Below are 23,643 nucleotides of genomic sequence, written 5' to 3'. Positions count from 1 at the left end.
TTAATAGCCCGCATTTGCGATCGCTTCGGCTTGAGAGTGCGCTATGAGCGGATCGATGATCTCGTCGAACAAGCCCCCTGCCATTATCGCGTCGAGGCGGTAGAGAGTTAAATTTATGCGGTGGTCGCTGATGCGGTTTTGCGGATAGTTGTAGGTACGAATTCGCCCCGAGCGGTCGCCGGTGCCTACCTGATCCTTGCGATCTTTGCGCTCTTTTTCTAAGCGCTCCTGCTCCTGCATATCGTAAAGGCGCGCCTTTAGCACCTTCATCGCCGCCTCTTTGTTTTTGTGCTGGTCCTTACCGTCTTGGTTGGTGACGACTAAGCCGGTCGGGATGTGAGTGATGCGGACGGCGCTGTCGGTGGTATTTACGGACTGTCCACCGTGTCCGGAGCTACGCATAACGTCGATGCGAAGGTCATTTGGATTGATCTGTATCTCGCTATCCTCGATCTCGGGCATGACGGCGACGGTGATTGCAGAGGTATGCACCCTGCCCTGGCTCTCCGTTTCGGGGACGCGCTGCACGCGGTGGGTGCCGCCTTCAAATTTCAGCCGCGAATACGCTCCCGCGCCCTTTACGAGCAAGATCGCTTCTTTATAACCGCCGACGCTGCCTTCGCTAGTGCTTACGATCTCGCATTTATAACCGCGAAGATCGGCATAGCGCAGATACGCGCCGAGCAGATCTCCCGCAAACAGCGCCGCTTCGTCGCCGCCCGTACCGGCGCGAATCTCAAGAAAGATATTCTTATCGTCGTTAGGGTCTTTCGGAAGCAGTAAAATTTTGATTTTTTCTTCGAGCTGCGGCTTTTGCATCTCTAAGCTTTTAAGCTCCTCTTTGGCTAGCTCGCCGAGATCGGCATCGCTTAGCAGAGCTTTGTTCTCTTCGATCTGATTTAAAATTTTAAGATACTCGCTAGCCGCCTCTTTGATCGGCTCGATACTGCGCTGCTCCTTAGATAGCGCTGTCATATTAGCGATATCTGCGGTAACTGCGGGATCGCTAAGCATGCGCGAAAGCTCGTCGTAGCGATCCAAAAAAGGCTTTAGTTTATCGGCTAGCATTTAAATTTTATGCGTAAGTAGCGCTTACGCGGCGGTTTTTAAAGAATTTACGAGTTTGGCTAGGCGGCTTACTTTTCTGCTCGCGGTCTGTTTTTTCAAAAAGCCCCTGCTTACGAAGCTGTGAAAGCTTTCATTAGCCGTTTTTAGAGCCTGAGTCGCTGCGTCTAGATCCTTGCTCTCGACCGCCTCTCTTACGGCTTTTGTGATATTTTTTACTCTGGTGCGATAAAATCTATTTCGCTCCGTTCTTTTTATGGTTTGTCTCGCGCGTTTTTCGGCGGATTTGTGATTTGCCATAATGTTCCTTTTCGGTTAAATTTGAACCTGCGATTATACGTAAAAAATATTTAATCGACGCTTAATTTAAGTAAAATTTAAATATAGTTTAAATTTATGTAGATTAAACTTTTTTTGGTAGAATTTCCCGATTTTTATATAAGGATTTGATAATGAAACTTTTCGGAACGGACGGCGTACGCGGTAAAGCGGGAGAATTTCTAACCGCCGAGCTTGCAATGCGCGTAGCAATGGCGGCGGGGATTTACTTTAGGAAAAATTCCGTTACGAATATGATCTTAGTCGGCAAAGACACCCGCAGAAGCGGCTATATGATAGAAACAGCGATCGTAGCAGGCCTTACCTCGGTGGGCTACAACGTCCGCCAGATCGGACCGATGCCTACTCCTGCGATTGCCTTTCTTACGGAGGATATGCGCTGCGATGCAGGCATCATGATAAGCGCGAGCCACAATCCATACTACGACAACGGCATTAAATTTTTCAACAGCGAGGGCTTCAAACTCGACGAAAAAGAGGAAGCGCAGATCGAAAAAATTTATTTCAGCGACGATCTAATCGCCGAAGCGCGCACCAAAATGATGCAAATAGGCGCTGCAAAGCGCGTGGACGACGTCATCGGCAGATACATCGTGCATATTAAAAATTCCTTCCCGAAGCAAAAGACGCTACACGGGCTTCGCGTGGTGCTTGATTGCGCAAACGGAGCAAGCTACAGGGTCGCACCTACCGTATTTAATGAACTGGGAGCCGAAACGATCGTCATCGGCGACGAGCCTAACGGCAAAAATATTAATGATGCTTGCGGCGCACTAAGCCCGCAAAATTTAGCCTCGGAGGTCAAAAGATTACGCGCCGATGTCGGCTTTGCCTTCGACGGGGATGCTGATAGGCTCGTAGTCGTGGACGAAAACGGCGAGATCATCCACGGCGACGCGCTACTTGGAATTTTAGCGGTCTATTTGAAAGGAAAAAATCGCTTAGCAGGCAATAAAATGGTAGCCACAGTGATGAGTAATTCTGCGCTGGAGGATTTTTTAGCTAAACACGACATCGCGCTTCATCGCTGCAATGTAGGCGATAAATTCGTACTTGAGACGATGCATGAACTAGGCGCAAATTTCGGCGGCGAGCAGAGCGGGCACGTGATCTTCGGCGATTACGCTAAAACGGGCGACGGCATCGCAAGCGCGCTGCAATTCGCCGCCTGCATGCTGGATATGAAAAAGAAGGCAAGCGAATTTTCGGGGATGATTAAGCCGTATCCTCAAATTTTACGAAATTTAAAGATCGCGGATAAAAAGCCGCTTGAAAAATTAAAAGGGCTAAAGGAGCTTGAAGCAAGCCTTAAAGCGGACAAAATCCGCTCACTCTTCCGCTACTCCGGCACCGAAAACGTTATCCGCCTCTTAATCGAGGGCAAAAACGAAAAACTGCTGCAAAAGCGAATGGACGAGGTCGAGAAATTTTTTGCCAAAGCCCTAAATGAATAGCGATTTTATAAAATTTTACGGCGCGGCAAGCTCATGGCTCGATACAAAAGGCGCGGACAAAAAATGCAGGCTTTACATATTTAAATTTAGGCTGCGAGATGGCTAAGACCTGTATTAAATTTATCCTGCTTTTTGCGGCGATCTTTGCGATCGATCAAGCGATCAAACTTCTGTTTTTAAACGGCTTTTCGTGGCAAGGAGAGTTTTTTTCGCTAGAGCTTACGCTTAATCGCGGCGTTGCGTTTTCGATGTTTGCCTTTTTGGGCGAAAATTTAAAATTTATCCAGATCGCGCTGATCTCGGCGCTTGCGGCGTATGTATTTTGTCATAAAAAGCTTTTTTGCGAGCACTGGGCGCCGTTTGCGCTGATGCTCGCGGGAGGCTGCTCAAATTTACTTGATCGCTTCATTCGCGGCGGCGTGGTCGATTACGTCGCATGGCATAAGTGGTTTGAGTTCGCGGTGTTTAATTTCGCCGACGTGATGATAGATCTGGCTGTCGTGATTTTTATTTTTCAGGGCTTACGCACCGCAAAAAAGGAGAAAAATGAAGAGAAATAATTACATCGCTTACGCGCTTTGGTTTTTAGGTGCGTTTTCGTGGGTCGCAGCTATGCCGATCGGTGGCGGACTGCATAGAATTTATTGCGGCAAATTTATCAGCGGATTTGCTCAAATCGCGCTATTTTGGCTGGGAAGTTTTACGCTGTGGTTTTTAGTGGGCTTTTTGTTTTGGGCGATTTGGGGAATTTGGATTTTGCTGGATATATTTTTCGTAGGAATTTGGGTGGAAGATTTAAATGCTTTTGTAAGTGAGACGGAGGAAGACGACTACGAGGGGCGTCTAAAAAAAGTCGATGCGCTCTTTGAGCTGTATCAAAAAGGCGCGATTTCTAAAGAGGAATTCGAAGCTCGAAAAGAAATTTTAATGAGAGATTAAGGAGGCTAAAATGAGTTACTATTGGTTTAAATTTGTCCATTTTGCGGGCTTTATTTCATGGATGGCGATGCTGTTTTACATGCCACGTCTGTATGTATATCACGCTGAAAATTTAGACAAGCCGGATTTCGTAAAGGTCGTTAAAAAGATGGAGCGGATGCTCTATCACGCGATCGGCTGGATAGCAATGGCGGTGACGGTTTTTAGCGGCGTGATGCTTATCATTTTAAATCCGGGGCTTATGAAAATGGGATATTTTCATATAAAATTACTAGCCGGAGTTTTGCTAATCTGTTATCATTTGTGGCTGTATTATTATATGTATAAATTTGAAAAAAACGAGTGTCACAGGAGCGGAAAATACTTCCGTGCGATCAACGAAGGCCCTACGATCATAATGTTTATAATACTTTATGCAATGCTAATAATGCCGAATTTACCGAGCAACTAGCCCGTTTTGATAAAAATTTAATTAAAATTTGCATAAAATTAAGGCAAAATTTTTAAAGGAAGCATGTGCAACATATCATTAAGAAAATTTTATCAAGCGAAAGTAGCGCGGGAATCATACTACTTTTATCCGCAGTCCTTGCGATCATCGCTCAAAACGTAGAATTTTTATCGAAATATTACGAAGCATTTTTACATCTAAGCTTCACCATAGGTGTGGGTTCTGCGAAACTTGACGAATCGATGCATTTTTTAGTAAACGACGTGCTTATGGCGATATTTTTCTTTGCCATTGGACTTGAGCTTAAGCGCGAAAAAATCGAAGGGCAGCTGCGCCATTTCTCTCAAATTTTACTTCCTAGCTTCGCGGCTCTGGGCGGAGTAATGATGCCAGCGATTATATTTTCGATCATTAACTGGGGCGATGCCGTCGCGATGAAGGGCTGGGCAATCCCGACGGCGACAGATATAGCCTTTGCTGTAGGCGTTATGGCACTTTTGGGCAAAAAAATCCCGGCTAGCCTTAAAATTTTTGTCCTAACGCTTGCGATAATGGACGATCTGTGTGCAATTTTAATCATCGCTTTGTTTTATTCCTCTACCATAAACGCAATCTATCTAGGCGGCGCAGCTGCCTGTGTCGCAATAATGCTAGCGATGAGCAGACTTGGCGTCGATAAAAAGCTTCCGTTTATCATCGTGGCCGTCGTGCTGTGGGTGATGGTACTAAACTCCGGTATCCACGCGACTATCGCGGGAGTGCTTGCGGGCTTTTGCATCCCGCTTAAGACCCGCTCGGGCTCTATGCTAAAGGATATGGAGCACGGCCTAGCTTACCCAGTAAATTTCTTCATCTTGCCGATCTTTGCCTTTACAAACGCAGGCGTTTCGCTAGCAGGCATTAGTCCTAGCTTCCTTTTCGGTCCGGTGCCGATGGGTATCATGCTAGGGCTATTTTTCGGTAAACAGATCGGAATTTTTGCCTTTAGCTGGATCTTAATCAAAGCCAAAATCGCCTACATGCCTGAAAACGCAGGCTGGCCGCAGCTTTACGCAGTAGCGATCATCTGTGGTATCGGCTTTACGATGGCGCTTTTCGTCGATGGCCTCGCATACGGCGGCAGCGATATGTATCATTACACGGACAAGCTCGCGGTATTTTTAGGCTCGATAATTTCCGGAGTAGTGGGATTTTTCGTCGCAAAAGCAGTCGCGGTAAAACAAAGCTAAAATCCGTAAAGGGTTAGAGTCTTAAAATTCTACGAGTAACACAAAATTTGAAAATTCTACCGCTCAAAAAATTTCAAAATTTTAAGAGCGGCTCTAAATTTTAAAATTTATAAGCTAGAAAATTTAGCTTGAAATTCTGTTTAATCTAAGTACAGCTTAAATCACCAAAATACCCGCATTTTGCATTAAGCTTAGCGCACATTCGTCGTAGTAGCCGCGCTCATGGTTCGGCGCATCGTAGGTAGCTACCGCACCTCGCGGAACGACGACGTCTTTATCGGCGCCAATTTCGTTGAGATAGGTGCGCAGGCTAAGCGCAAACTGCATCACGCAGATATCGGTGCAACAGCCCGTAATCACGAAACGATCGAAGCCGCCCAGAATTTTCTTATCCAAATTATGAAAGCCGTTCGTGCTACGCTTAAAAGTAACGTTTTGCTCGCTTACGAAGTGTGCGAGCTCCTCGATCACCTCCGCTTCTGGCGAGCCAACTAGGCAGTGAGCCGGATAGCGCTTCATCTCCAAATCCCGCTCGGTGTGAGCGTCGCAGATGAAATGCACATTTTTAGCCGCCTCTATCTGCCTAATCACCGCAGGAGCGATCTTTGCTATGCTAGGATCGGCCATCGCGCCGAATTTTACGAAGCCGTTTAGCATATCGATCACAAATACCAAAGTTTTCATCAAAACTCCTTATAAATTTCAGGTTTCATATCTTTTAAAAGATCCATTTTAGCGCGAAATTTTAAAATTTCATTTAAATCCGCTCGAGCAATCTTCACGGCCTCTTTTTTGCCTAGGCGCGCGACGATCTCGCCGTAGGGATTTATCAGCATGGAATTTCCGCCGAAACTCTCGCCCTGCCCCGTATCGCCGCAGCCGTTTACCGCGCAGATAAAAATTTGATTTTCGATCGCGCGGGCTTTCGCAAGCGTGATAAAATGCTCTATGCGGCTTTGCGCGAACTGCGCGATCACAAAAACAATCTGCGCACCGCGAAGCGCTAAGGCACGAAAAATTTCACAAAAGCGCAGATCGTAGCAGACCGCGACGCCGATTTTGAACGCGCGATTTTGAAATTTTATCTCGCAAATTCCTAACCTATCGCCGCCACTTACGATCTCATTTTCGCGAGCGAGCGAGAAGGCGTGGATCTTGTCGTAGCGTAAAATTTCGGCTCCGTTTTGATAAACGAAAGCGGAATTATAAATTTTATCTCGCTCGGAACTTATCGATCCGCCTATTAAAATAGCGCAGCTTTTTCGCGAAATTTCGTTTAAAAATTTTTTTGTATGAGTAGCGTTCGTATCAGCTAGCTCTTTAAATTTAGCCGTATTGAAGCCCGTATTAAAGGCTTCCGGCAGCACCGCTACGTCCGCGCCGCGTTTTAACGCGCGATCGATCAGCCCGCGCGCACGGATAAAATTTTGCTCACAATCTGCAAAATTTTGAGCCATTTTCACGTCCATTTGCAAAATAGCGATTTTCATAAAACCTCCTATTTAGGCGCTAAGCGCATAACATTTGCATGCGTAAGCGCGATAGCTATAGCATCCGTAATATCAAGCGGCTTAATCTCCTTATTAATCCCCAAGATCCGCTTCACCATGAACGCAACCTGCTCCTTCGCCGCCTTTGCTTTGCCCGTGACCGATTTTTTTATCTGAAGCGGCGTGTATTCGGCAAAATTTCCAAAAATTTGTAAAATTTTAAGGGCTAGCGCGCCGCGAAACTGAGCGAGCTTTAAAACAGACTGCGGATTATAGGCATAAAACATCGATTCTATCGCGACCTCATCGATCTCATGAGCACTGAAAATTTGATCGATCGCCTCACTCATCTGCGTCATTTGAAATTGCACGTTTTCGGCCTTCATTTTCACAAGTCCTGCCTCTATGAGAGTGATTTTATTCACGTCTTTTTCCAAAATCGCATAGCCTAAATTTCTAGTTCCGGGATCAATTCCTAAAATTTTCATAACCCTCTTTCACGCTTATTCACTGCTTAATCACAAGTGAATAAACTTAAATTTACCGCAAATTTAGCGAAATTTAGCTAAAATCTTAATCTAATTTGTAAGGGAATTTTATGGCGACGTCGCAAGCACAAGAAATTTTATCGAATTTAGAGAAGGAAATTTTACCTACCGAATACTCTAGATACATTAAAAATTTGAAATTTAACGATAAAAACTCGACCCCGGAATTTTTCATTTATAACGCAACTAACGAGTTTATAGCCAAATATGCCCAGACAAAATACGGCACTAAGATAAAAGAGCTTATCAAAAAACAGTTTGGACTTAACGACGTAATCGTCAAAATCACCTCAAAAGCTAAAATTTCGCCGAAAGAAAAGGTAAAAATCATCTCGGAAAAGTCAAAGAGCACCATTTTAAGCGAAAATTATAATTTTGAAAATTTTATCATCGGCGATTCAAATAAATTTGCTTTTGAGTGCTCTATTACAGTCGCAAAAGAGCCCGGAATTCGCTTTAATCCGCTCTTTATCTACGGACCTAGCGGGCTAGGAAAAACTCACTTGCTTCAATCGATCGGAAATTACTGCATCAAAAAGGGAAAGACCGTCATCTGCGTCACTAGCGAGCAATTTGCTAATGATTTTGTTTTTAATCTCAAAAACAACTCAATCGATAAATTTAAACAAAAATACCGCAACTGCGATGTTTTACTCATCGACGACATTCAGTTTTTAATCGGGCGTGACAAAGCTCAAGAAGAGCTTTTTTATACGTTTAACGAGCTGAAAGACAAAAACTGCCAAATCGTCCTTACCAACGACCTACCACCAAAATTCCTAAAAGGCTTTGAAAGTCGCCTGACAACGCGATTTGAAAGCGGCATAATAGCAAACATTACCCCGCCAAATCTAGAAACTAAAATCGCCATTATCAATAAAAAGAGCGAGGAAAATCGCGTTAGAATTCCACACGACGTCGTAGAATACATCGCCGCAAATATGGGCGATAATATCCGCGAGATTGAGGGCGCAATCAACAAGCTAAACGCTTACTCGTCGATACTTCGCACAAAGATCACGCTAGAATTTACCAAAAGTACGCTGCAAGATCAAATTCACCAAAAATATTCAAGCGTGAGCCTTGAACACGTCATAGAGGTGATTTCAAAAGAACTGAACGTAAAACCTAGCGAGCTAAAGAGCAAAACGCGAGCTAAAAACGTCGTCGAAGCGCGCCAAATTTGCATATATCTAACCAAACAGTTAACTCAAAACTCAATGCCAAAAATCGCCGCATTTTTTAATCTAAAAGATCACAGCGCCATCAGCAAAAATATCAAAAAAATCAACGAGCTCATTCAAACCGACGAGATATTAAAGATAAAAATTGAAGAGCTAAAAAACAAAATAACCAAAAAGGATAAGAATGAAATTTAGACTTTATGAAAATAAAGCAAAAAAGGTGAATGAAAGTGAATAAAACAAAGCTACTTACTCACTGGATAAACTACCTAAAGACAAGCTTTAGGATAAGTTTTTCACAAAAACCTCTTACCAACTACTACAACGATAAAAATTTAAAAGGATAAAAATATGAAAGTGTTAATCACTAAAAAACTTTTAGAAGAGATAGTTTCCAATGCCAGCTCTTATCTTGATAAAAAAGATCTAAGCTCGATAACATCACATCTTTTAATGAGTGCTAAAGATGGAATTTTTAGTATAAAAGCTACCGATCATGAAATAGGTTTGAGCTACAATCTACAAAATGTCTCAATAGAAACAAAGGGAGAAGCCACGGCAAACGGAGGTAAGCTTCTTAGCGTTATTAAAGGCCTAAGCGACGATAACGTTACTTTAGAAACTGTCAACGGAGCGCTATTTGTAAAGCAAAAAAAATCCAAGTATAAGCTTCCGATGTTTGAAACGAGGGATTTTCCGAGCTTTCCTACGATAGAGGGCAAAAACAGCTTTGACGTAAATGCTGGAATTTTAGGCAGAAGCCTTAAAAAAATATATCCCTCGATCGATACGAACAATCCAAAATATGAGCTAAACGGAGCTTTGATCGACGTAAAAGAGGGCTTTTTAAATTTAGTCGGGACCGATACTAAACGACTTAGCGTTTATAAGCTGATCACTCAGTCAAAAGCGGGCGAGCTAGATACTAAAATTTTAATCCCTAAAAAGGCAATAGGCGAAATTCAAAAGCTATTTTCGGACAAAATTAAAATTTACTACGACGAAAACGTGCTGCTAGCGGTGAGCGAGAATTTTGAGTTTTTTACAAAGCTTATTAACGGCAAATTTCCAAACTACGAGCGCGTGATCCCAAGCGATACGGCGTACAAAATTTCAATTCCGCGCGATAAGATGGTAAGTGGAGTGCGAGCAATAAACGCAATGTGCGAGGAGATGAAGGTTACCATTAAAAAGGATGGAATGATTTTTGAGAGCATCAACGAGGATAATTCCGAGGCAAAGACCGAAATTGAAGCGCCAATCGATATAAACGGAGAGATAGTTTTTGGCGTGAAAAACCGCTTTCTGCTTGATTTTTTAAGTAACATAGAGAGTGAAATTTTTGAGCTTGATTTTAACAGCTCCGATACGGCGTTCGTACTTAGCGCGGATGGCTTAAAAACGGTCGTCATGCCGATAAATAATATTTAAAGGAAAATTATGAAGCAAAATTACGGCGCCAGTAATATTAAAGTTTTAAAAGGTCTTGAGGCTGTTAGAAAGCGCCCTGGAATGTATATTGGAGATACCAATATCGGCGGACTTCATCATATGATTTATGAGGTTGTAGATAATTCGATCGATGAGGCGATGGCGGGGTACTGCGACACAATCGACGTCGAAATCACAAACGAGGGAAGTTGTATCGTTAGTGATAACGGTCGAGGAATCCCTGTTGATATGCATCCGACCGAAAAAATTCCTGCAGCGACGGTGGTTCTTACGGTACTTCACGCAGGCGGTAAATTTGACAAAGACACTTACAAAGTTTCCGGCGGTCTGCACGGCGTCGGCGTTAGCGTCGTAAATGCGCTCTCAAAAAAGCTCGTTGCTACGATCAAACGTGACGGAAATATTTATAGACAAGAATTTGCCAAAGGAATTCCTACTACCGAGCTTGAAAAGATAAAAACTACTAATCGCACGGGTACTACGATCGAGTTTTGGCCCGACGGCGAAATTTTTGAAATTTTAGAATTTGATGATGAAATTTTATCAAAAAGATTTCGCGAGCTAGCGTATCTAAATCCAAAAATTACGATAAATTTTAAAGATAATCGCACGGGCAGGGACGAGCACTTTCACTTCGAAGGCGGCTTAGAGAGCTTCGTAAATGATATGAATAAAGCGCCTGCCATATCTAAAGCTGTATCGTTTAGCGATAGCGCGGATGATGTTATGGTGGATTTTGCGCTGATGTATAACGAAACGTATAGCGAAAATTTATTAAGCTTCGTAAATAATATTAAAACTCCGGATGGCGGTACGCATGAGGCGGGCTTTAGAGCGGGTCTTACGCGCGCGATAACAAATTACGTCGCGGCAAATGCGGCTGCGCGTGAAAAAGATACGAAGATCACCGGCGACGACGTTCGCGAAGGGCTTATTGCGGTAATTAGCGTAAAGGTTCCCGAACCGCAGTTTGAGGGACAAACTAAAGGCAAGCTGGGCTCCAGCTATGTTAAACCGATCGTGCAAAAGATGGCGTTTGAGGTGCTTAGCAAGTATTTTGAAGAAAATCCGATCGAAGCGCGCGCCATTATGAATAAAGCTCTTTTAGCTGCGCGCGGTCGCGAAGCGGCAAAAAAAGCGCGCGATCTAACTCGCAAAAAAGACAATATAAATTCCGTTGGCACCCTTCCCGGAAAGTTAGCCGATTGTCAGAGTAAAGATGCAAGCATTAGCGAAATTTATCTAGTCGAGGGCGATAGCGCGGGCGGTTCAGCAAAGCAGGGAAGAGACCGCGTGTTTCAAGCGATACTGCCGCTTAGAGGTAAAATTTTAAACGTAGAAAAGGCGCGCCTGGATAGAATTTTACAATCCGAAGAGATTAAAAATATGATCACGGCGTTTGGTTGCGGTATCGGCGAGGAATTTAACGAGGAAAAACTTCGCTATCACAAAATCATCATTATGACCGATGCGGATGTCGACGGCAGCCACATCCAGACGCTGCTTTTAACCTTTTTCTTTAGATTTTTACGCCCTGTTGTCGAAAACGGCTATGTTTATCTGGCACAGCCGCCGCTTTTTAGATATAAAAAGGGCAAAAAAGAGATTTATCTGAAAGACGAAAAGGCGCTGAGCGAGTTTTTGATCGAAACTGGCATCGATATGAGCGAGTTTGAAGGCATCGGCAACGAGGATCTGATCGATTACTTAAAAATCGTTTCAAACTACCGCTCGCTTCTAAATGAGCTTAAAAAGCGCTTCAGCGTGCTTAGCGCGATCAGATTTTTAATAGAAAACGATGAAGCGCGAAGCCTTGGATACGAGGAACTATTTAAAATTTTAAAATCCCGCTTAGAAAGTGAAGGATTTAACATCTTAAATTCCTACGTAAATGATGAAGGGATTAGGATTTATGTTCAGACGCCAAGCGGCCTAGAACAGCTTGTGATAGATGAGAATTTATTCGGCAATTATATCTTTGAAGAGGCGATCAGAGTTTATTCAAAGATCAAAGAGCGAGATGTAAGCTTCGGTAAGGATTTTATTGAAATTTTAGATGAAATCGAAAAAAGCTCGAAAAAAGGCGCTTATATTCAGCGCTATAAAGGTCTTGGAGAGATGAATCCGGAGCAGCTTTGGGAAACTACTATGAGCCCTGAAAATAGAAGGCTTTTAAAAATCAGCATTGCAGACGCACAAAGTGCTAGCGATACCTTTAATCTCTTCATGGGCGACGAGGTTGAACCTCGTAGGAATTACATTCAAGACCATGCCAAAGATGTTAAACACTTGGATATATAATGTCTATTCTATTTAGTGAGACCAAAGAGCGCGAAAACCGCTTCATAACGGCACTTAAAATTTCGGTACCGTTTACCTGCGTTTTGATTGTTTTCGGAATTATTTTATTCCGAAACGGCGAGTTTAAATTTGATGATGTAATTTTGTTTTTGATACTTTTGATCTGCTATGTTTATTATGTCATCTATCAAATTTACTTCGGCTTTCAAAAGACACTGATCGATCCCGTTACGCATGTGTTTGTGCGCGAGGAGATCGAGAAAATTTTAAGTAACGATCTAGCTAAAAATCGTCAAATAAATATCGTTCTTTTGCGAATTAAAAATATTATCGACATAAACGATCGATACGGTTACAAAAACGGCGATGAAATTTTATACGAGTATTGTAAGGAACTTTCAAATTTTATGGCGGAGCAGGGTTTTAAGGACCTTCCGATAGGACGCTTTATAAATGGCTACTTTGTATTCGGAGTAGAATCAAAAGCTACGAATTTAAGCCATATTTTGCGGATGTTTGAACATAAAATTTCAAGTCAAACGATTAAAAACGTAGAGATAAAAAGTGAATTTACGATGCTTCCAAGCTCCTATGATCGCAATCTAAATAATATTGTAAATGCGCTATTTTATAAGATAAATCACCTGGACGACGAAGAGCACGGCGAGAAGGCGATCGACGTTGAGAAGGTACTAATCGACGTGTTTTCCGCCGACGTTATGGAAGCGATCGATAGTGAAAATTTTAGCTTTAAATATCAGCGCGTTGCAGATAAAAATGGCGTAAAATCACATATAAATTTAATCCCAAAGCTTGATCTAAGAAGCGGCGAAAAGATCACAAAAAGTAGAATTTTAGATATTTTGCTTCTAAATCATTACGATATTAAATACGATATTTCGATGATGAGGCAGATTTCTAGGATCATCTATTTTAAAGATATCGACGCTAAAATTTTTATCGAGATTATGCCTCAGACGCTGCGAAATAACGAGTTTCGCAATGAAATTTTAAAGCTCATCGATAATAATCTAATCGATCCGAAAAAGATCGTGTTTGAGTTTAACGAAAAGCTTATCTATTCGGAGATTAAGCGCTTTGATGAAATTTTAATTAAATTCCGCGAACTTGGATTTAGCTTCGCGCTGTCGCAGTTCGGCGGCTCGAACGCGAGCTTTGAATATTTAAAATTTTTGGAAGTGGATTTTATCGTTTACGACATAGAATTTAATAAAAATTTAGACGATGAAAAGATTAAAAATATATTTATAGGCATCAACGAAGCCTGCGCTAAATCGGGCATCAAAACCGTAATGCGCTTTGTAGATAAGCAGGAATTTCAAATGCAGCTTTATAAAATGGGTATCGATTATATTCAGGGATTTTGCGTCGAAAAACCGAATGATATATCGAATTTAAGGAGATTACAGTGAGATACGGCGAAGAGGAAATTGAGAAATTCGACATAGAAAAGATGGAAGTTTGGCCCAATAAACAGGAGCGTGATTATTTAATAAAAATCACTCTGCCCGAGTTTTGCTGCCATTGCCCGCGCTCGGGCTATCCGGACTTTGCGACGATCTATTTGGAATATATCCCTAACAAGCTCGTAGTCGAACTTAAAGCGATTAAACTTTATATAAATTCATTCATGAACCGCTACATCAGCCATGAGGATAGTATAAATGAAATTTACGGCGCGCTTCAAAGCAAGCTGAAGCCTAAATTTATGAAAATCACGGGCGATTTTAATCCGCGCGGCAACGTCCACACGGTAATCGAAATAAACTCGGATCAAATTTACCGATGATAAGCTCAAATTTAGTCGAACAAATTTTTAAATCCGCAAGCATTAGCCGCTGGAACGATTACCCAAAGATGGTGAGCTTAGTCGAGCTCGACAAGCAGGCACATAAATTTATCATCGCTTATTTTATCGCTAGCTTTGAGCGCGATGTAGATATCAACTATGTGATAGAAGCCGGGATTTTCGAGTTTTTAGCGCGCATCGTCGTGACCGACATCCGTCCGGACGTCTTTCATCAGATCCAAAAAACCAAGAAAAAAAAGATCAACGAATGGGTTTTAAGCGTCCTGGAAAGCGATCTTTTGCCTATTCAAAACGGCGAGTTTTTAGAGCGATTTAAAAAATATCTAAATTCCAAGGATCATAAGAAAGAAGCGGTGATCTTAAAGGCGGCTAGTTACCTCTCTACGCGGTGGGAATTTAACATCGTCTATCAAACTAGCCAGTTTTTAAACGATATCGAGGAGCTAAAAGCCAAGGTTGAGGAGGAGCTTGAGGATTATTACGAGCTTATCGGCGTGCGAAAGATTGTGATGAATAAAAAACTCGCTCGCATAGTCGATCTTAGCGGCAGACTTCGTTTTCAAAAGCGCTGGGCACAGACGCCGCGCATCCCTGAGACATCGGTGCTTGGGCACATGCTGGTAGTTGCGATTTTAAGTTACTTTTTCTCGCTTGAAGTTGGTGCGTGCCGCTCGCGCACGGCATATAATTTTTTCTGTGCTCTATTTCACGATTTGCCCGAAAGCCTCACTCGCGACATCATTAGCCCCGTAAAATACGGCGTTAAGGGCCTTAGCGACATCATTAGCGAATATGAGATGCGGCTAATAGACGATAAAATTTTACCATTCGTGCCGGAACATATGAGAGATGATTTTAGCTATATTTTGGGTATCCGCAAAGAGAGCGGTAAATTTATAAAAGACGAGTTCGAAAACCGCACCTTCGAGCTAGGCAAGGAGCCTAAATTTGCAGAAGGCAGCCTAAAGATGTTTAATGAAGACAAATTTCGCGCAATCGACGGCAAGGCGCTTAAGTATTGCGACAAACTAGCGGCGTTTTTTGAGGCGGGGATTTCGATCAGTTACGGCGTGAAAAGCAAGGAGCTGCTTAGCGGGTATAATTCGATGCTGGAATTTTTCAAATCAAAGCCGAAAATTGAAGGCGTCGATTTTTATAGTGTTTGCGATGATTTCAAAGAGCATTTCGGACTTAATAGGATCGATTTATAAAACCCCTTCCCAGATGGCTGCGGCACATGCGAGATCTAAGTGCTCTGCTGTATTCCTACCCTGAAGCGGTGCCTAAAAAAAGCATTGCACAGGTCTAAGAAAGGGCAAACGGGATTATATGGAAATGTTTCTTAAAGTAAGATTATAAATGAATTTCAAAAATCATCTTTTATCCGTATTTCGCGAGGTTTTTATCCCTCATCATCGCTCTATTGAGTTCAGAGCCAAAATTTTTGCCGCGATGCTGCTTGCCAAAAAGAAGCAGACCGACGAGGATTACGACGTGATCAAAGATATAGCGGGCGAAATTTATCCGGTCGACGAGCAGCGCATCGGCGTGCTTGTTTCCATCGTAAAAGAGTATATCTTAAAGGCGAAAACCTATAAAAGTTTAAATTTAGACTCGCTTCTAAAAGAGATCGACAGAGATATCAAAAATAACAAAAAATATATCAAAAAGATTGATTTTTCACATCTACGCCGTTTGATTGGAGATGATGACGAGGATGCGCTAATCCAACAGCGCGTGTATGAGTTTTTTGTCTGCGAAGTCAAAGAATACTCGTAAATTTTTATCTTAAGAATTTTTTTAGTATAATCATCAGTTTTTGAAATTATAAACGGAGAAGAATTTGGAAAATATCAGAAATATCGCGGTCATCGCGCACGTCGATCACGGAAAGACCACTATCGTAGACGAGCTTTTAAAACAATCCGGCACTTTTGGTAATCACCAAGAAGTCGGCGAGCGCGTGATGGACAGCAACGACATAGAGCGCGAGCGCGGCATTACGATACTATCTAAAAATACCGCTATCCATTACGGCGGCGTTAAAATCAACATCATCGACACTCCGGGCCACGCCGATTTCGGCGGCGAGGTCGAGCGCGTGCTAAAGATGGTCGACGGCGTGCTTTTGCTTGTCGACGCGCAAGAAGGCGTCATGCCGCAGACAAAATTTGTCGTAAAAAAGGCACTATCTTTAGGGCTCAGACCTATCGTAGTCGTAAACAAAATCGACAAGCCCGCAGCCGATCCGGACCGCGTGGTAAATGAAATTTTCGATCTTTTCGTAGCGCTTGACGCAAACGACGAACAGCTTGAGTTCCCCGTCATCTACGCCGCGGCCAAAAACGGCTACGCAAAATACGATCTAAACGACGAAAGCACCGATATGAAGCCGCTTTTTGAGACGATCATCTCTCATGTTCCGACCCCTAGCGGTAGCGATGACAATCCTTTGCAGCTGCAGGTTTTCACGCTCGATTACGACAACTACGTAGGCAAGATCGGCATCGCTAGGATTTTCAACGGCACGATAAACAAAAACCAAAGCGTTATGTTAGCTAAAGCCGACGGCACGCACATCAACGGTAGAATTTCAAAGCTCATCGGCTTTAGCGGGCTTGAGCGCACCGACATCGACGCGGCGGGCACCGGCGATATCGTGGCGATTGCGGGCTTTGACGCGCTTGACGTAGGCGATAGCATCGTAGATCCCAATAATCCGATTCCGCTTGATGCGCTGCATATCGAAGAGCCGACCCTTAGCGTAATTTTCAGCGTAAATGACGGACCGCTAGCCGGCACGGAGGGTAAATTCGTAACCTCAAATAAGATCGACGAACGCTTGGAAGCGGAGATGAAAACCAACATCGCGATGCGCTATGAAAACGCGGGCGAGGGTAAATTTAAAGTAAGCGGTCGCGGCGAGCTGCAGATCACGATTTTGGCTGAAAATATGCGCCGCGAGGGTTTTGAGTTCTGCCTCGGGCGCCCGGAAGTCATCATCAAAGAGATCGACGGCATCAAATGTGAGCCCTTCGAGCACTTAGTTATCGACGCGCCCGATGATTGCACCGGCACCGTCATCGAAAAGCTCGGTCGTAAAAAGGCCGAGATGAAGGTGATGAACCCTACCGGCGATGGGCAGACGCGTATGGAGTTTGAGATCCCGGCGCGCGGTCTTATCGGCTTTCGCTCGCAGTTTTTGACCGATACTCGCGGCGAAGGGGTGATGAATCATAGCTTTTTGGAATTCCGCCCTTTCATCGGCGCGGTCGAGAAGCGACAAAACGGCGCGCTCGTAAGTATGGAAAACGGAGTGGCGCTAGGATACAGCCTGTGGAACCTGCAAGATCGCGGCGTGCTTTTTATCGCTCCGCAGGCAAAGGTCTATCTAGGTATGATCATCGGCGAGCACAGCCGCCCGAACGATCTGGACGTCAATCCGATCAAGGGTAAAAATTTAACCAATGTCCGCGCGAGCGGTAGCGACGATGCGATCAAGCTCGTGCCGCCGCGTGCGCTAAATTTAGAGCGCGCACTGGAGTGGATCGAAGAGGACGAGCTTGTGGAGGTTACGCCCGTAAATATCCGCGTGCGCAAGCGATACTTAGATCCTACGACGCGCAGACGAATGGCGAAAAAATAGAATTTCAAAATGAAATTTTAAAATTTGGCGTGAAATTTAGCTTTTAAATTTCACGCCTTTTTTATAGACAAATTTTAAAATTTGAGCTGCTAAAATTTTGCTAGGAGAAACAATGAATCTTGTTTTATTCGACTTTGACGGCACGATCACGCGTGATGATTCGCTACTTGAGTTCGTCGCCTACGTAGTCGGATTTAAGAAATTCTTTCGCGGGATTTTGGTGCTATCGCCCATTTTAGCGGCGTATAAGCTAGGTCTTGCGAGCAATAATTTTACGCGCGGAAAGCTTCTAGGCTACTTTTTTGCGGGCATGAGCGCCGATAAATTCGATAAAATTTGCAAAAAATACTCCACCACTCACATCGAAGATATCCTAAAACAAAGCGCGATGGACAAGATCGCAAGCTACAAAGCCGCGGGCGATAGGGTCGTCATTGTCACCGCCTCGCTAGAAGACTGGCTGCGTCCGTGGTGCGATGCGCAGGGCTTAGAGCTTTTAGGCACCAAAATACGGCGCAAAGGCGGCATCATCACGGGCGAGATCGAGGGGCAGAACTGCTACGGTGCGCAAAAGGTCGCTCGCGTGCGCGCAGCATACGACGTGCAGGCTTTCGATCGCGTTATCGCTTACGGCGACAGCAGGGGCGATCGCGAGATGTTAGAATTCGCCGACGAGGCGCACTACAAGGCGTTTGAGTAAATTTCTGCGACCATAAAGCTTAAACGATAGTATCTGCGACGACTGCGCTTTTGCCGTGAGTCAGAATTTAGCTCACGCAGAATTTTATCCTTTTAAATTTATCGCGCTTATCTGTGGAATTCTACACTGCACGATAAATTTATATTTTATCGCAGCGCAAAAGCCCTCAACTACGAAATTCTGTTGCAGCATGGGATTTTAAAATTCGCAGTGCGGGTAGAATTCTAAAATTCCGTCGTGTATAAAATTCTGTTCGTAGCGTAGAATTTTGCTTTGAATGGAATAGATATTCTAAAACCGAGCGAGCGTGAGATAAAATTTTAAATTTTGAAATTTTGCGGAATTTCTCGCTTACTAAAATTCCAAAATTTGCAGATCGCGGAATTCTACTCGCCGTGTGCGAAGCGGAATTTCAAAATTTCAAAATTCCGCGCCTTAGAATTCTAAGATCTAAAGCATATTATAAATTCCGTCTAGCAGGAAGTATTTTTTATCCGCAGTGCCGCGGTAAAACGGCTCGAAAGTGTCCTCATAAGCCTTTTTGAAAAAGCCCTCTTTGCTTAGCTTGATTAGATCGGCATTGATGAAATCAAGCAAGCTTTGATTGCCTTTTTGCACGCCGACGCCTAAGAATTCCGCCGCGCCTAGGTTTTTAAACGGCACTTCAAGCGTATCGTCCACGACGGCATAGGCTAGGACGATGATGTTGTCATTGGCGTAACCGTCGGCTCTGCCGTCCTTCATCATCGCGTAGCACTCGGAGGTATTTTTGCAGTAAACTAAATTGCTAAATTTCTCTTTGCGCAAATAGCGCTCGGTCATCGAGCCGTTGGGGTTTTTTTCGATTGAAATTCTCATATCGCGAACCTGCGCAAAGTCCTTCACTTGATCCTCTTTACGCGTTACGATGCCAAAATTTACCGATAGATACGGAAGTGAGAAATCCACCTGCTTCTTACGCTCTTGCGTAATCATAAAGGTGCCGATAACCATATCGACCTTATTATTTTTCAAAAACGGGATTCTATCGCCTGCGGTTACGGCTACGAACTGCACTTCGCCTTTTTTATCGCCGAAAATGTCTTTGGCGATTGAGCTAGCAAGCTCGATTTCAAAGCCCTCAAACTTGCCGTTATTAGACTCGCTTAGCGGCGGACGACCTTCGCGCACGCCTACTCTGATAACCCCTGCCTGCCTGATTTCATCTAGTGTATTTGCAAAAATGCTAGTGCAAAATAAGGCTAAAATAAAAAGTAATCTCATAAAAAGCCCCCTACTTTTTAGTTTTGAAATAATTATAGCACTATATATTTTAGAGAAAATAAATGCAAGCGGTTTAAAATTCAATCACTGCGCGTATGCAAGTTTGAAATTTAGGGGCAAAGCGGGGATTTAAAATTTCGCAAATTCTAAATTTTAAATCCCAAGATTTATTCGTTATGCAAACTGCCTTCGATAAATTTTATATTTTAATTTCTAGCTCGCTTTTATAGCAAGTCATAAATTCCATCTAAAAGGAAGTATTTTTTATCCGCCGTACCGCGGTAAAAAGGCTCAAAGGTATCCTGATAAGCCTTTTTGAAAAAACCCTCTTTGCTTAGTTTTACAAGCTCTGCGTTGATAAAATCAAGTAGCTCCTTATTTCCTTTTTGCACGCCAATACCGATGAAATCAGGTTTACCGAAGTTTTGAAACGGCACTTCGAGCGTATCGTCCACGACGGCGTAGGCTAGCACCGTGATATTAAGGTTTATGTATCCGTCAGCCTTACCGTCTCGGATCATCGCGTAGCATTCGCTTGTGCTTTTGCAGTAGCTTACGTTACTAAATTTCTCTTTTTTGAGGTAATTATCTACGGTCGTGCCCTCTTCGGTTATGAGCCTTATATCGCGCAAACGCGATATATCTTTGATGGCGTCTGCTTTGCGAGTTAGTACGCCGAGATTGGTCGAAAAATACGGCATCGAGAAGTCTACATGATTTTTGCGCGCCGAATCGATGACGAAGGTAACTGCGACCATATCGACTTTATTATTGACTAGATACGAGACGCGATCGGCGGCGCTTAGAGAGACAAACTGCACTTCGCCTTGTTTAGCGCCGAAAATCGCCTTTGCGATCGCATTGGCAAGCTCGATCTCAAAGCCTTCAAATTTACCGCCGCTAATCTCGCTAAAAGGCGGTCTACCATCTCTGACGCCTACTCTGATGACGCCGCTATTTCTGATCTCTTGCAGCGTGTTTGCAAAAAGCCCCGCACAAAGCAAGATCAAAGTAAAAAGTAGTTTCATTTGCCGCTCCTTTGTTTAGGTTATTTACGGCTAATTCTAGCGAAATTAAGATCAAAAGGCGCTTTTTTAGGCTAAATTTATTTGTCATTTGCTTTTTATGAAATTTCAAGGCGCCATTAAATTTAGCCTTAGATTTGATATAATCGCGCAAAATTTAAGCGAGGGCGATATGAAAAATTTTATCTTTTTGTGGCTTTTACTTGCGGGCTGCGCTTTGAGCGCTGCTAAGGATGACCCGAGAGTTTCTGCTTCACAGCAAGCAGAGTCAAATTTATCACAACCAAATTTTGAAATTTTTTACGATGAAAATGCTAGCGATGCGCAGATAGATGCGGGCTTGGACGCACTTTTAGCCTTCGCGGCGCAAAACAGGGGCAGGATCGACGAGGATTTCGGGGAGTTTGGCGAGCGGATTTTTACGCCATTTATTGCAAATATGAAACTAATGCGAAGTGGAAAGCTTGATTTTACACGAATTACTCGAATACTTGCGTTTAAGCCTGATTTGAACTACAATGAAGGATATATTGGCTCGCCGTTGCAAACTGCGATTTCTTACGGCTGTCCGCTTGATTTTGGTGCGGGTATTGATGCGCCAAGCAGCGCTGATTTGGGTGCAGACGAAAAGAATTTGATAACTCCAAGCGAAAAGTTAGGACGTCGCACAATTTTAAAAAATGCGGATGTGCTGCGATTAGTGCGATTTTTGGTAGAGCACGGCGCAAATATACATGCACGCGGATCGTTACATCTAGCCACATCGTGCGGAGATTTTGAGACGTTTTCATTGCTTCTTGAGCTGGGCGCTACAGATATTAGCGGAGTGGTAAGCTCGGTTGCAGGCGGAGAGCTGCTATTTTTACGAGATGCAGGTTTTATCGTTTCGGCATATAAAAATCCGCCTGATCCACGCGCTCGTGAGTTCATAAATAGCGCGAGATTTAAAAAATTCCGCGACGGAAGGCTACGCTATGTAGAGGAAATTTTAAAATTTCAAAGCTTGCGCGAGCTACCGCAAAATGAGTTAACGGGCTTGATTAAGCTAGCCGCAGTACTGGATGATACAGACACGGCGGAGTTTTTGCTCGCTCACGGCCTTTGCAAGCAGAAGGGGCTTTGCGAGTTTCTAAAAGCGCAGGCAAAAACTTACGACGCCGCAAAAATTTCTAAAATTTTAAGCCGTCAAAAGGGCTAAATTTTAAAATTTATACGGCTATGGCATGGCAAAGCAGATAAAATCGCTATTATAATTGTGCTAGTCGCAGCCGCCCTACTTTGTTATTTAGAGCGAGCGAAAAAGTAAAATTTGTTCCGCCTAACCTGCCCTCCTCCGCTTATCAAACGGCTCGCTATTAAGTTCATTCGAGATAAATTTTAATGTATTTGCCAGACAGCGCGGCTGCGAAGGTAAATTTTAAAATTTAATCAATATAAAGGATAAATTTAAGTGCCATTGTTATATAATTTATCTTATTTTTAAAAAGGAGTTTGAGATGACTTTTATAGAGTCTGTTCGCACTTGTCTCAAAGAGAATTATTGCAACTTTGAGGGGCGTGCACCACGTTCAGAGTACTGGTGGTTTGCATTATTTGCGGCACTTTTAGGAATTATAACGTTAGTATTGGATGGCTTTTTAGGCACCTATGCCGTTACGAGTTCCGGTAGAATGATCGGTTTCATTAACTCAATCTTTTTATTGGCAATACTTTTACCTTCTATTGCCGTAGCGGTAAGGCGTCTGCACGATACCGATAGAAGCGGCTGGTTTTATCTGTTAATTTTTGTCCCGATAATAGGCTCGATAGTATTGATCGTATTTTTTATCCAGCAAGGCACTAACGGAGGCAACCGCTTTGGAGACGATCCGTTGCGACCCGCAAGCAGAGGCTCGATTTTTTAAACGTAGCTTTGTAGCACACATAAGCTTTGCAAATAAGCTAAATTTAGGGCTAATCCCATTTTGGTTTTAGCCCTTTGTCTTATGAGGCGGTTTCGCTTAAAATAATCCTTTTCGTCTAAATTTAGATCCCCTGCGCAGATTCAGACTATAAAATTTTAATCCTATTGCCCTTTAATTTCACGATCTTTTTGTCGTTTACGAGCTTCGTAATCGCCTGAGAGACGTTTTGGCGAGGCGCTCCAAGTAGGCTTGCCAGCGTCATTATATTAAAGGGAAGCTCCACGATCTTATCTGCGTTTGCGATGCGATTTAAGAAATTTAAAATCCGCGTCTGGATTTTCGCAAAGACGATCTCTTTAATTAAAATCCGTTGCGAGTAGATATTTTTGATAAGCGCGTTTATGATCGAGCTTGCAAACTCATCTCCAAGCAGCTCGAAAAGCTCCGAGATATTGATCTGTAGCGTCTCGCAGTCGCTTAAAATTTCAAGGCTCGTGTTTTTATCCAAGCAGACGTAGGCGCCGCTTCTTACGAAGCTAAAGATAAATTCCTTACCGTTTTCGTAGCAATTTAGCTTCGCCCTGCCACGTAGCAGAATGATAAATTTAAACTTCTGAGCGTAGATCACGTCGCCGCGAGCGTAGCTTTCGCGCCTAAATTTAGCAATCCGCTCCCTACTTAAAAAGTCGAATTTCTCGCTGTAATCGTTATTTAGTCTATCTATCATAGCAGCTCTTTGCATAAAATTTCACGTAAATTTTACATAAAAAGGATAAATTCGTCGCAATCGCGACAAATTTAAATTTATCTTTGATTTATAAT

General features: G+C 43.2%; 23 protein-coding genes, 1 other RNA gene and 1 pseudogene. 16 read left to right on the top strand and 9 right to left on the bottom strand.

Translation table 11 applies throughout. The features are described 5' to 3' along the window. Both prfA and rpsT read right to left on the bottom strand, forming a co-directional pair. Entirely contained in the window at positions 1-1,068 is a 1,068-nt protein-coding gene (gene prfA, locus Q0600_RS09965) for a peptide chain release factor 1 (RefSeq protein ID WP_298759850.1), read from the bottom strand. Between the two features lie 24 nt (positions 1,069-1,092). Continuing rightward, positions 1,093-1,365 carry a 30S ribosomal protein S20 gene (rpsT, locus tag Q0600_RS09960; protein ID WP_291938896.1) on the bottom strand — a complete coding sequence of 91 codons (273 nt, stop codon included), beginning with the start codon at positions 1,363-1,365 and terminating at the stop codon, positions 1,093-1,095. A gap of 152 nt (positions 1,366-1,517) precedes the next feature. Between rpsT and glmM the strand changes: the two genes are divergently transcribed. From glmM to nhaA, 5 genes are all read left to right on the top strand, one after another. Next, positions 1,518-2,858 carry a phosphoglucosamine mutase gene (glmM, locus tag Q0600_RS09955; RefSeq protein ID WP_298759847.1) on the top strand — a complete coding sequence of 447 codons (1,341 nt, stop codon included), beginning with the start codon at positions 1,518-1,520 and terminating at the stop codon, positions 2,856-2,858. 98 nt (positions 2,859-2,956) lie between these two features. Then, positions 2,957-3,418, top strand: a complete 462-nt coding sequence (lspA, locus tag Q0600_RS09950) for a signal peptidase II (RefSeq protein ID WP_298759844.1) — start codon at positions 2,957-2,959, stop codon at positions 3,416-3,418. Continuing rightward, positions 3,405-3,797, top strand: coding sequence for an SHOCT domain-containing protein (locus tag Q0600_RS09945; RefSeq protein WP_298082146.1), 393 nt, complete (start codon positions 3,405-3,407; stop codon positions 3,795-3,797). Before lspA ends, Q0600_RS09945 begins: the two co-directional genes overlap by 14 nt. Before the next feature lie 10 nt (positions 3,798-3,807). Beyond that, positions 3,808-4,248: a CopD family protein gene (locus Q0600_RS09940; RefSeq protein WP_177386933.1), complete on the top strand. Its 441-nt coding sequence runs from the start codon at positions 3,808-3,810 to the stop codon at positions 4,246-4,248. A 65-nt stretch (positions 4,249-4,313) separates the two neighbouring features. Continuing rightward, positions 4,314-5,477 carry a Na+/H+ antiporter NhaA gene (gene nhaA, locus Q0600_RS09935; protein ID WP_298759838.1) on the top strand — a complete coding sequence of 388 codons (1,164 nt, stop codon included), beginning with the start codon at positions 4,314-4,316 and terminating at the stop codon, positions 5,475-5,477. Between the two features lie 156 nt (positions 5,478-5,633). Here nhaA and Q0600_RS09930 read toward each other — a convergent pair whose 3' ends face one another. The 3 genes from Q0600_RS09930 to ruvC are packed head-to-tail and all read right to left on the bottom strand — an operon-like array spanning position 5,634 to position 7,455. Then, positions 5,634-6,161, bottom strand: coding sequence for an isochorismatase family cysteine hydrolase (locus tag Q0600_RS09930; RefSeq protein WP_298759836.1), 528 nt, complete (start codon positions 6,159-6,161; stop codon positions 5,634-5,636). Further along, positions 6,161-6,967, bottom strand: a complete 807-nt coding sequence (locus Q0600_RS09925) for a nitrilase-related carbon-nitrogen hydrolase (protein ID WP_298759833.1) — start codon at positions 6,965-6,967, stop codon at positions 6,161-6,163. The genes Q0600_RS09930 and Q0600_RS09925 overlap by 1 nt, the downstream gene beginning before the upstream one ends. Positions 6,968-6,975: 8 nt before the next feature. Beyond that, positions 6,976-7,455 carry a crossover junction endodeoxyribonuclease RuvC gene (gene ruvC, locus Q0600_RS09920; RefSeq protein WP_298759830.1) on the bottom strand — a complete coding sequence of 160 codons (480 nt, stop codon included), beginning with the start codon at positions 7,453-7,455 and terminating at the stop codon, positions 6,976-6,978. A 110-nt stretch (positions 7,456-7,565) separates the two neighbouring features. Between ruvC and dnaA the strand changes: the two genes are divergently transcribed. The 6 genes and pseudogenes from dnaA (at position 7,566) to Q0600_RS09890 (ending at position 15,494) form a co-directional block, all read left to right on the top strand. Further along, entirely contained in the window at positions 7,566-8,894 is a 1,329-nt protein-coding gene (gene dnaA / locus Q0600_RS09915; protein WP_298759827.1) for a chromosomal replication initiator protein DnaA, read from the top strand. Positions 8,895-9,050: 156 nt separating this feature from the next. After that, positions 9,051-10,130, top strand: a complete 1,080-nt coding sequence (gene dnaN, locus Q0600_RS09910; RefSeq protein WP_298759824.1) for a DNA polymerase III subunit beta — start codon at positions 9,051-9,053, stop codon at positions 10,128-10,130. A 9-nt stretch (positions 10,131-10,139) separates the two neighbouring features. Further along, on the top strand, positions 10,140-12,452 hold the full coding sequence (gene gyrB, locus Q0600_RS09905; protein WP_298759821.1) for a DNA topoisomerase (ATP-hydrolyzing) subunit B: 2,313 nt from the start codon (positions 10,140-10,142) through the stop codon (positions 12,450-12,452). Next, positions 12,452-13,885 carry an EAL domain-containing protein gene (locus tag Q0600_RS09900; protein WP_298759819.1) on the top strand — a complete coding sequence of 478 codons (1,434 nt, stop codon included), beginning with the start codon at positions 12,452-12,454 and terminating at the stop codon, positions 13,883-13,885. Before gyrB ends, Q0600_RS09900 begins: the two co-directional genes overlap by 1 nt. 41 nt (positions 13,886-13,926) lie before the next feature. Then, a pseudogene (queF, locus tag Q0600_RS09895) lies at positions 13,927-14,259 on the top strand (preQ(1) synthase); the annotation flags it as partial. Further along, positions 14,259-15,494: an HD domain-containing protein gene (locus Q0600_RS09890; RefSeq protein ID WP_298759814.1), complete on the top strand. Its 1,236-nt coding sequence runs from the start codon at positions 14,259-14,261 to the stop codon at positions 15,492-15,494. The pseudogene queF and the gene Q0600_RS09890, both read left to right, overlap by 1 nt. A 3-nt stretch (positions 15,495-15,497) precedes the next feature. Here the strand turns inward: Q0600_RS09890 and ffs are convergent. Next, positions 15,498-15,595: signal recognition particle sRNA small type (gene ffs / locus Q0600_RS09885), an RNA gene on the bottom strand. Positions 15,596-15,642: 47 nt separating this feature from the next. Here ffs and Q0600_RS09880 point away from each other — a divergent pair. From Q0600_RS09880 to Q0600_RS09870, 3 genes are all read left to right on the top strand, one after another. Beyond that, on the top strand, positions 15,643-16,062 hold the full coding sequence (locus tag Q0600_RS09880; RefSeq protein WP_298759811.1) for a hypothetical protein: 420 nt from the start codon (positions 15,643-15,645) through the stop codon (positions 16,060-16,062). 64 nt (positions 16,063-16,126) lie between these two features. Beyond that, complete coding sequence (gene typA / locus Q0600_RS09875) at positions 16,127-17,929, top strand: translational GTPase TypA (protein WP_298703783.1); 1,803 nt, start codon at positions 16,127-16,129, stop codon at positions 17,927-17,929. 112 nt (positions 17,930-18,041) lie between these two features. Further along, a complete protein-coding gene (locus Q0600_RS09870) occupies positions 18,042-18,629 on the top strand; it encodes an HAD-IB family hydrolase (protein ID WP_298759808.1) in 588 nt (195 codons plus the stop codon). 450 nt (positions 18,630-19,079) lie between these two features. Here the strand turns inward: Q0600_RS09870 and Q0600_RS09865 are convergent, their stop codons facing one another. Both Q0600_RS09865 and Q0600_RS09860 read right to left on the bottom strand, forming a co-directional pair. Next, a complete protein-coding gene (locus tag Q0600_RS09865) occupies positions 19,080-19,892 on the bottom strand; it encodes a transporter substrate-binding domain-containing protein (RefSeq protein ID WP_297881487.1) in 813 nt (270 codons plus the stop codon). A gap of 224 nt (positions 19,893-20,116) precedes the next feature. Continuing rightward, positions 20,117-20,920 (bottom strand): transporter substrate-binding domain-containing protein, encoded by an 804-nt coding sequence (locus Q0600_RS09860; protein ID WP_298759807.1) that lies wholly within the window; start codon positions 20,918-20,920, stop codon positions 20,117-20,119. Between the two features lie 97 nt (positions 20,921-21,017). Between Q0600_RS09860 and Q0600_RS09855 the strand changes: the two genes are divergently transcribed. Together Q0600_RS09855 and Q0600_RS09850 are read left to right on the top strand one after the other, a co-directional pair. Continuing rightward, entirely contained in the window at positions 21,018-22,115 is a 1,098-nt protein-coding gene (locus Q0600_RS09855; RefSeq protein WP_298759805.1) for a hypothetical protein, read from the top strand. Positions 22,116-22,413: 298 nt separating this feature from the next. Continuing rightward, the gene (locus tag Q0600_RS09850; RefSeq protein WP_298759802.1) at positions 22,414-22,821 is read left to right on the top strand and encodes a DUF805 domain-containing protein; all 408 of its coding nucleotides are present in this window, start codon (positions 22,414-22,416) and stop codon (positions 22,819-22,821) included. A 145-nt stretch (positions 22,822-22,966) separates the two neighbouring features. On the opposite strand, the gene Q0600_RS09845 is transcribed toward Q0600_RS09850, so the two are convergent. Then, positions 22,967-23,548, bottom strand: a complete 582-nt coding sequence (locus Q0600_RS09845; protein ID WP_291938860.1) for a Crp/Fnr family transcriptional regulator — start codon at positions 23,546-23,548, stop codon at positions 22,967-22,969. Positions 23,549-23,643: the final 95 nt, after the last annotated feature.

The organism is uncultured Campylobacter sp., assembly GCF_938041645.1.
Lineage (GTDB): Bacteria > Campylobacterota > Campylobacteria > Campylobacterales > Campylobacteraceae > Campylobacter_B.
Note: the sequence above shows the minus strand (reverse complement) of the source record. Positions and strands in the feature narration are given on the sequence as shown.

What these genes read in the sequence shown, in the direction of transcription:
- prfA (WP_298759850.1), bottom strand. Translation starts at nt 1,068, where the DNA reads ATGCTAGCCGATAAACTAAAGCCTTTTTTGGATCGCTACGACGAGCTT.
- rpsT (WP_291938896.1), bottom strand. Translation starts at nt 1,365, where the DNA reads ATGGCAAATCACAAATCCGCCGAAAAACGCGCGAGACAAACCATAAAA.
- glmM (WP_298759847.1), top strand. Translation starts at nt 1,518, where the DNA reads ATGAAACTTTTCGGAACGGACGGCGTACGCGGTAAAGCGGGAGAATTT.
- lspA (WP_298759844.1), top strand. Translation starts at nt 2,957, where the DNA reads ATGGCTAAGACCTGTATTAAATTTATCCTGCTTTTTGCGGCGATCTTT.
- Q0600_RS09945 (WP_298082146.1), top strand. Translation starts at nt 3,405, where the DNA reads ATGAAGAGAAATAATTACATCGCTTACGCGCTTTGGTTTTTAGGTGCG.
- Q0600_RS09940 (WP_177386933.1), top strand. Translation starts at nt 3,808, where the DNA reads ATGAGTTACTATTGGTTTAAATTTGTCCATTTTGCGGGCTTTATTTCA.
- Q0600_RS09930 (WP_298759836.1), bottom strand. Translation starts at nt 6,161, where the DNA reads ATGAAAACTTTGGTATTTGTGATCGATATGCTAAACGGCTTCGTAAAA.
- Q0600_RS09925 (WP_298759833.1), bottom strand. Translation starts at nt 6,967, where the DNA reads ATGAAAATCGCTATTTTGCAAATGGACGTGAAAATGGCTCAAAATTTT.
- ruvC (WP_298759830.1), bottom strand. Translation starts at nt 7,455, where the DNA reads ATGAAAATTTTAGGAATTGATCCCGGAACTAGAAATTTAGGCTATGCG.
- dnaA (WP_298759827.1), top strand. Translation starts at nt 7,566, where the DNA reads ATGGCGACGTCGCAAGCACAAGAAATTTTATCGAATTTAGAGAAGGAA.
- dnaN (WP_298759824.1), top strand. Translation starts at nt 9,051, where the DNA reads ATGAAAGTGTTAATCACTAAAAAACTTTTAGAAGAGATAGTTTCCAAT.
- gyrB (WP_298759821.1), top strand. Translation starts at nt 10,140, where the DNA reads ATGAAGCAAAATTACGGCGCCAGTAATATTAAAGTTTTAAAAGGTCTT.
- Q0600_RS09900 (WP_298759819.1), top strand. Translation starts at nt 12,452, where the DNA reads ATGTCTATTCTATTTAGTGAGACCAAAGAGCGCGAAAACCGCTTCATA.
- Q0600_RS09890 (WP_298759814.1), top strand. Translation starts at nt 14,259, where the DNA reads ATGATAAGCTCAAATTTAGTCGAACAAATTTTTAAATCCGCAAGCATT.
- Q0600_RS09880 (WP_298759811.1), top strand. Translation starts at nt 15,643, where the DNA reads ATGAATTTCAAAAATCATCTTTTATCCGTATTTCGCGAGGTTTTTATC.
- Q0600_RS09870 (WP_298759808.1), top strand. Translation starts at nt 18,042, where the DNA reads ATGAATCTTGTTTTATTCGACTTTGACGGCACGATCACGCGTGATGAT.
- Q0600_RS09865 (WP_297881487.1), bottom strand. Translation starts at nt 19,892, where the DNA reads ATGAGATTACTTTTTATTTTAGCCTTATTTTGCACTAGCATTTTTGCA.
- Q0600_RS09860 (WP_298759807.1), bottom strand. Translation starts at nt 20,920, where the DNA reads ATGAAACTACTTTTTACTTTGATCTTGCTTTGTGCGGGGCTTTTTGCA.
- Q0600_RS09855 (WP_298759805.1), top strand. Translation starts at nt 21,018, where the DNA reads ATGAAATTTCAAGGCGCCATTAAATTTAGCCTTAGATTTGATATAATC.
- Q0600_RS09850 (WP_298759802.1), top strand. Translation starts at nt 22,414, where the DNA reads ATGACTTTTATAGAGTCTGTTCGCACTTGTCTCAAAGAGAATTATTGC.
- Q0600_RS09845 (WP_291938860.1), bottom strand. Translation starts at nt 23,548, where the DNA reads ATGATAGATAGACTAAATAACGATTACAGCGAGAAATTCGACTTTTTA.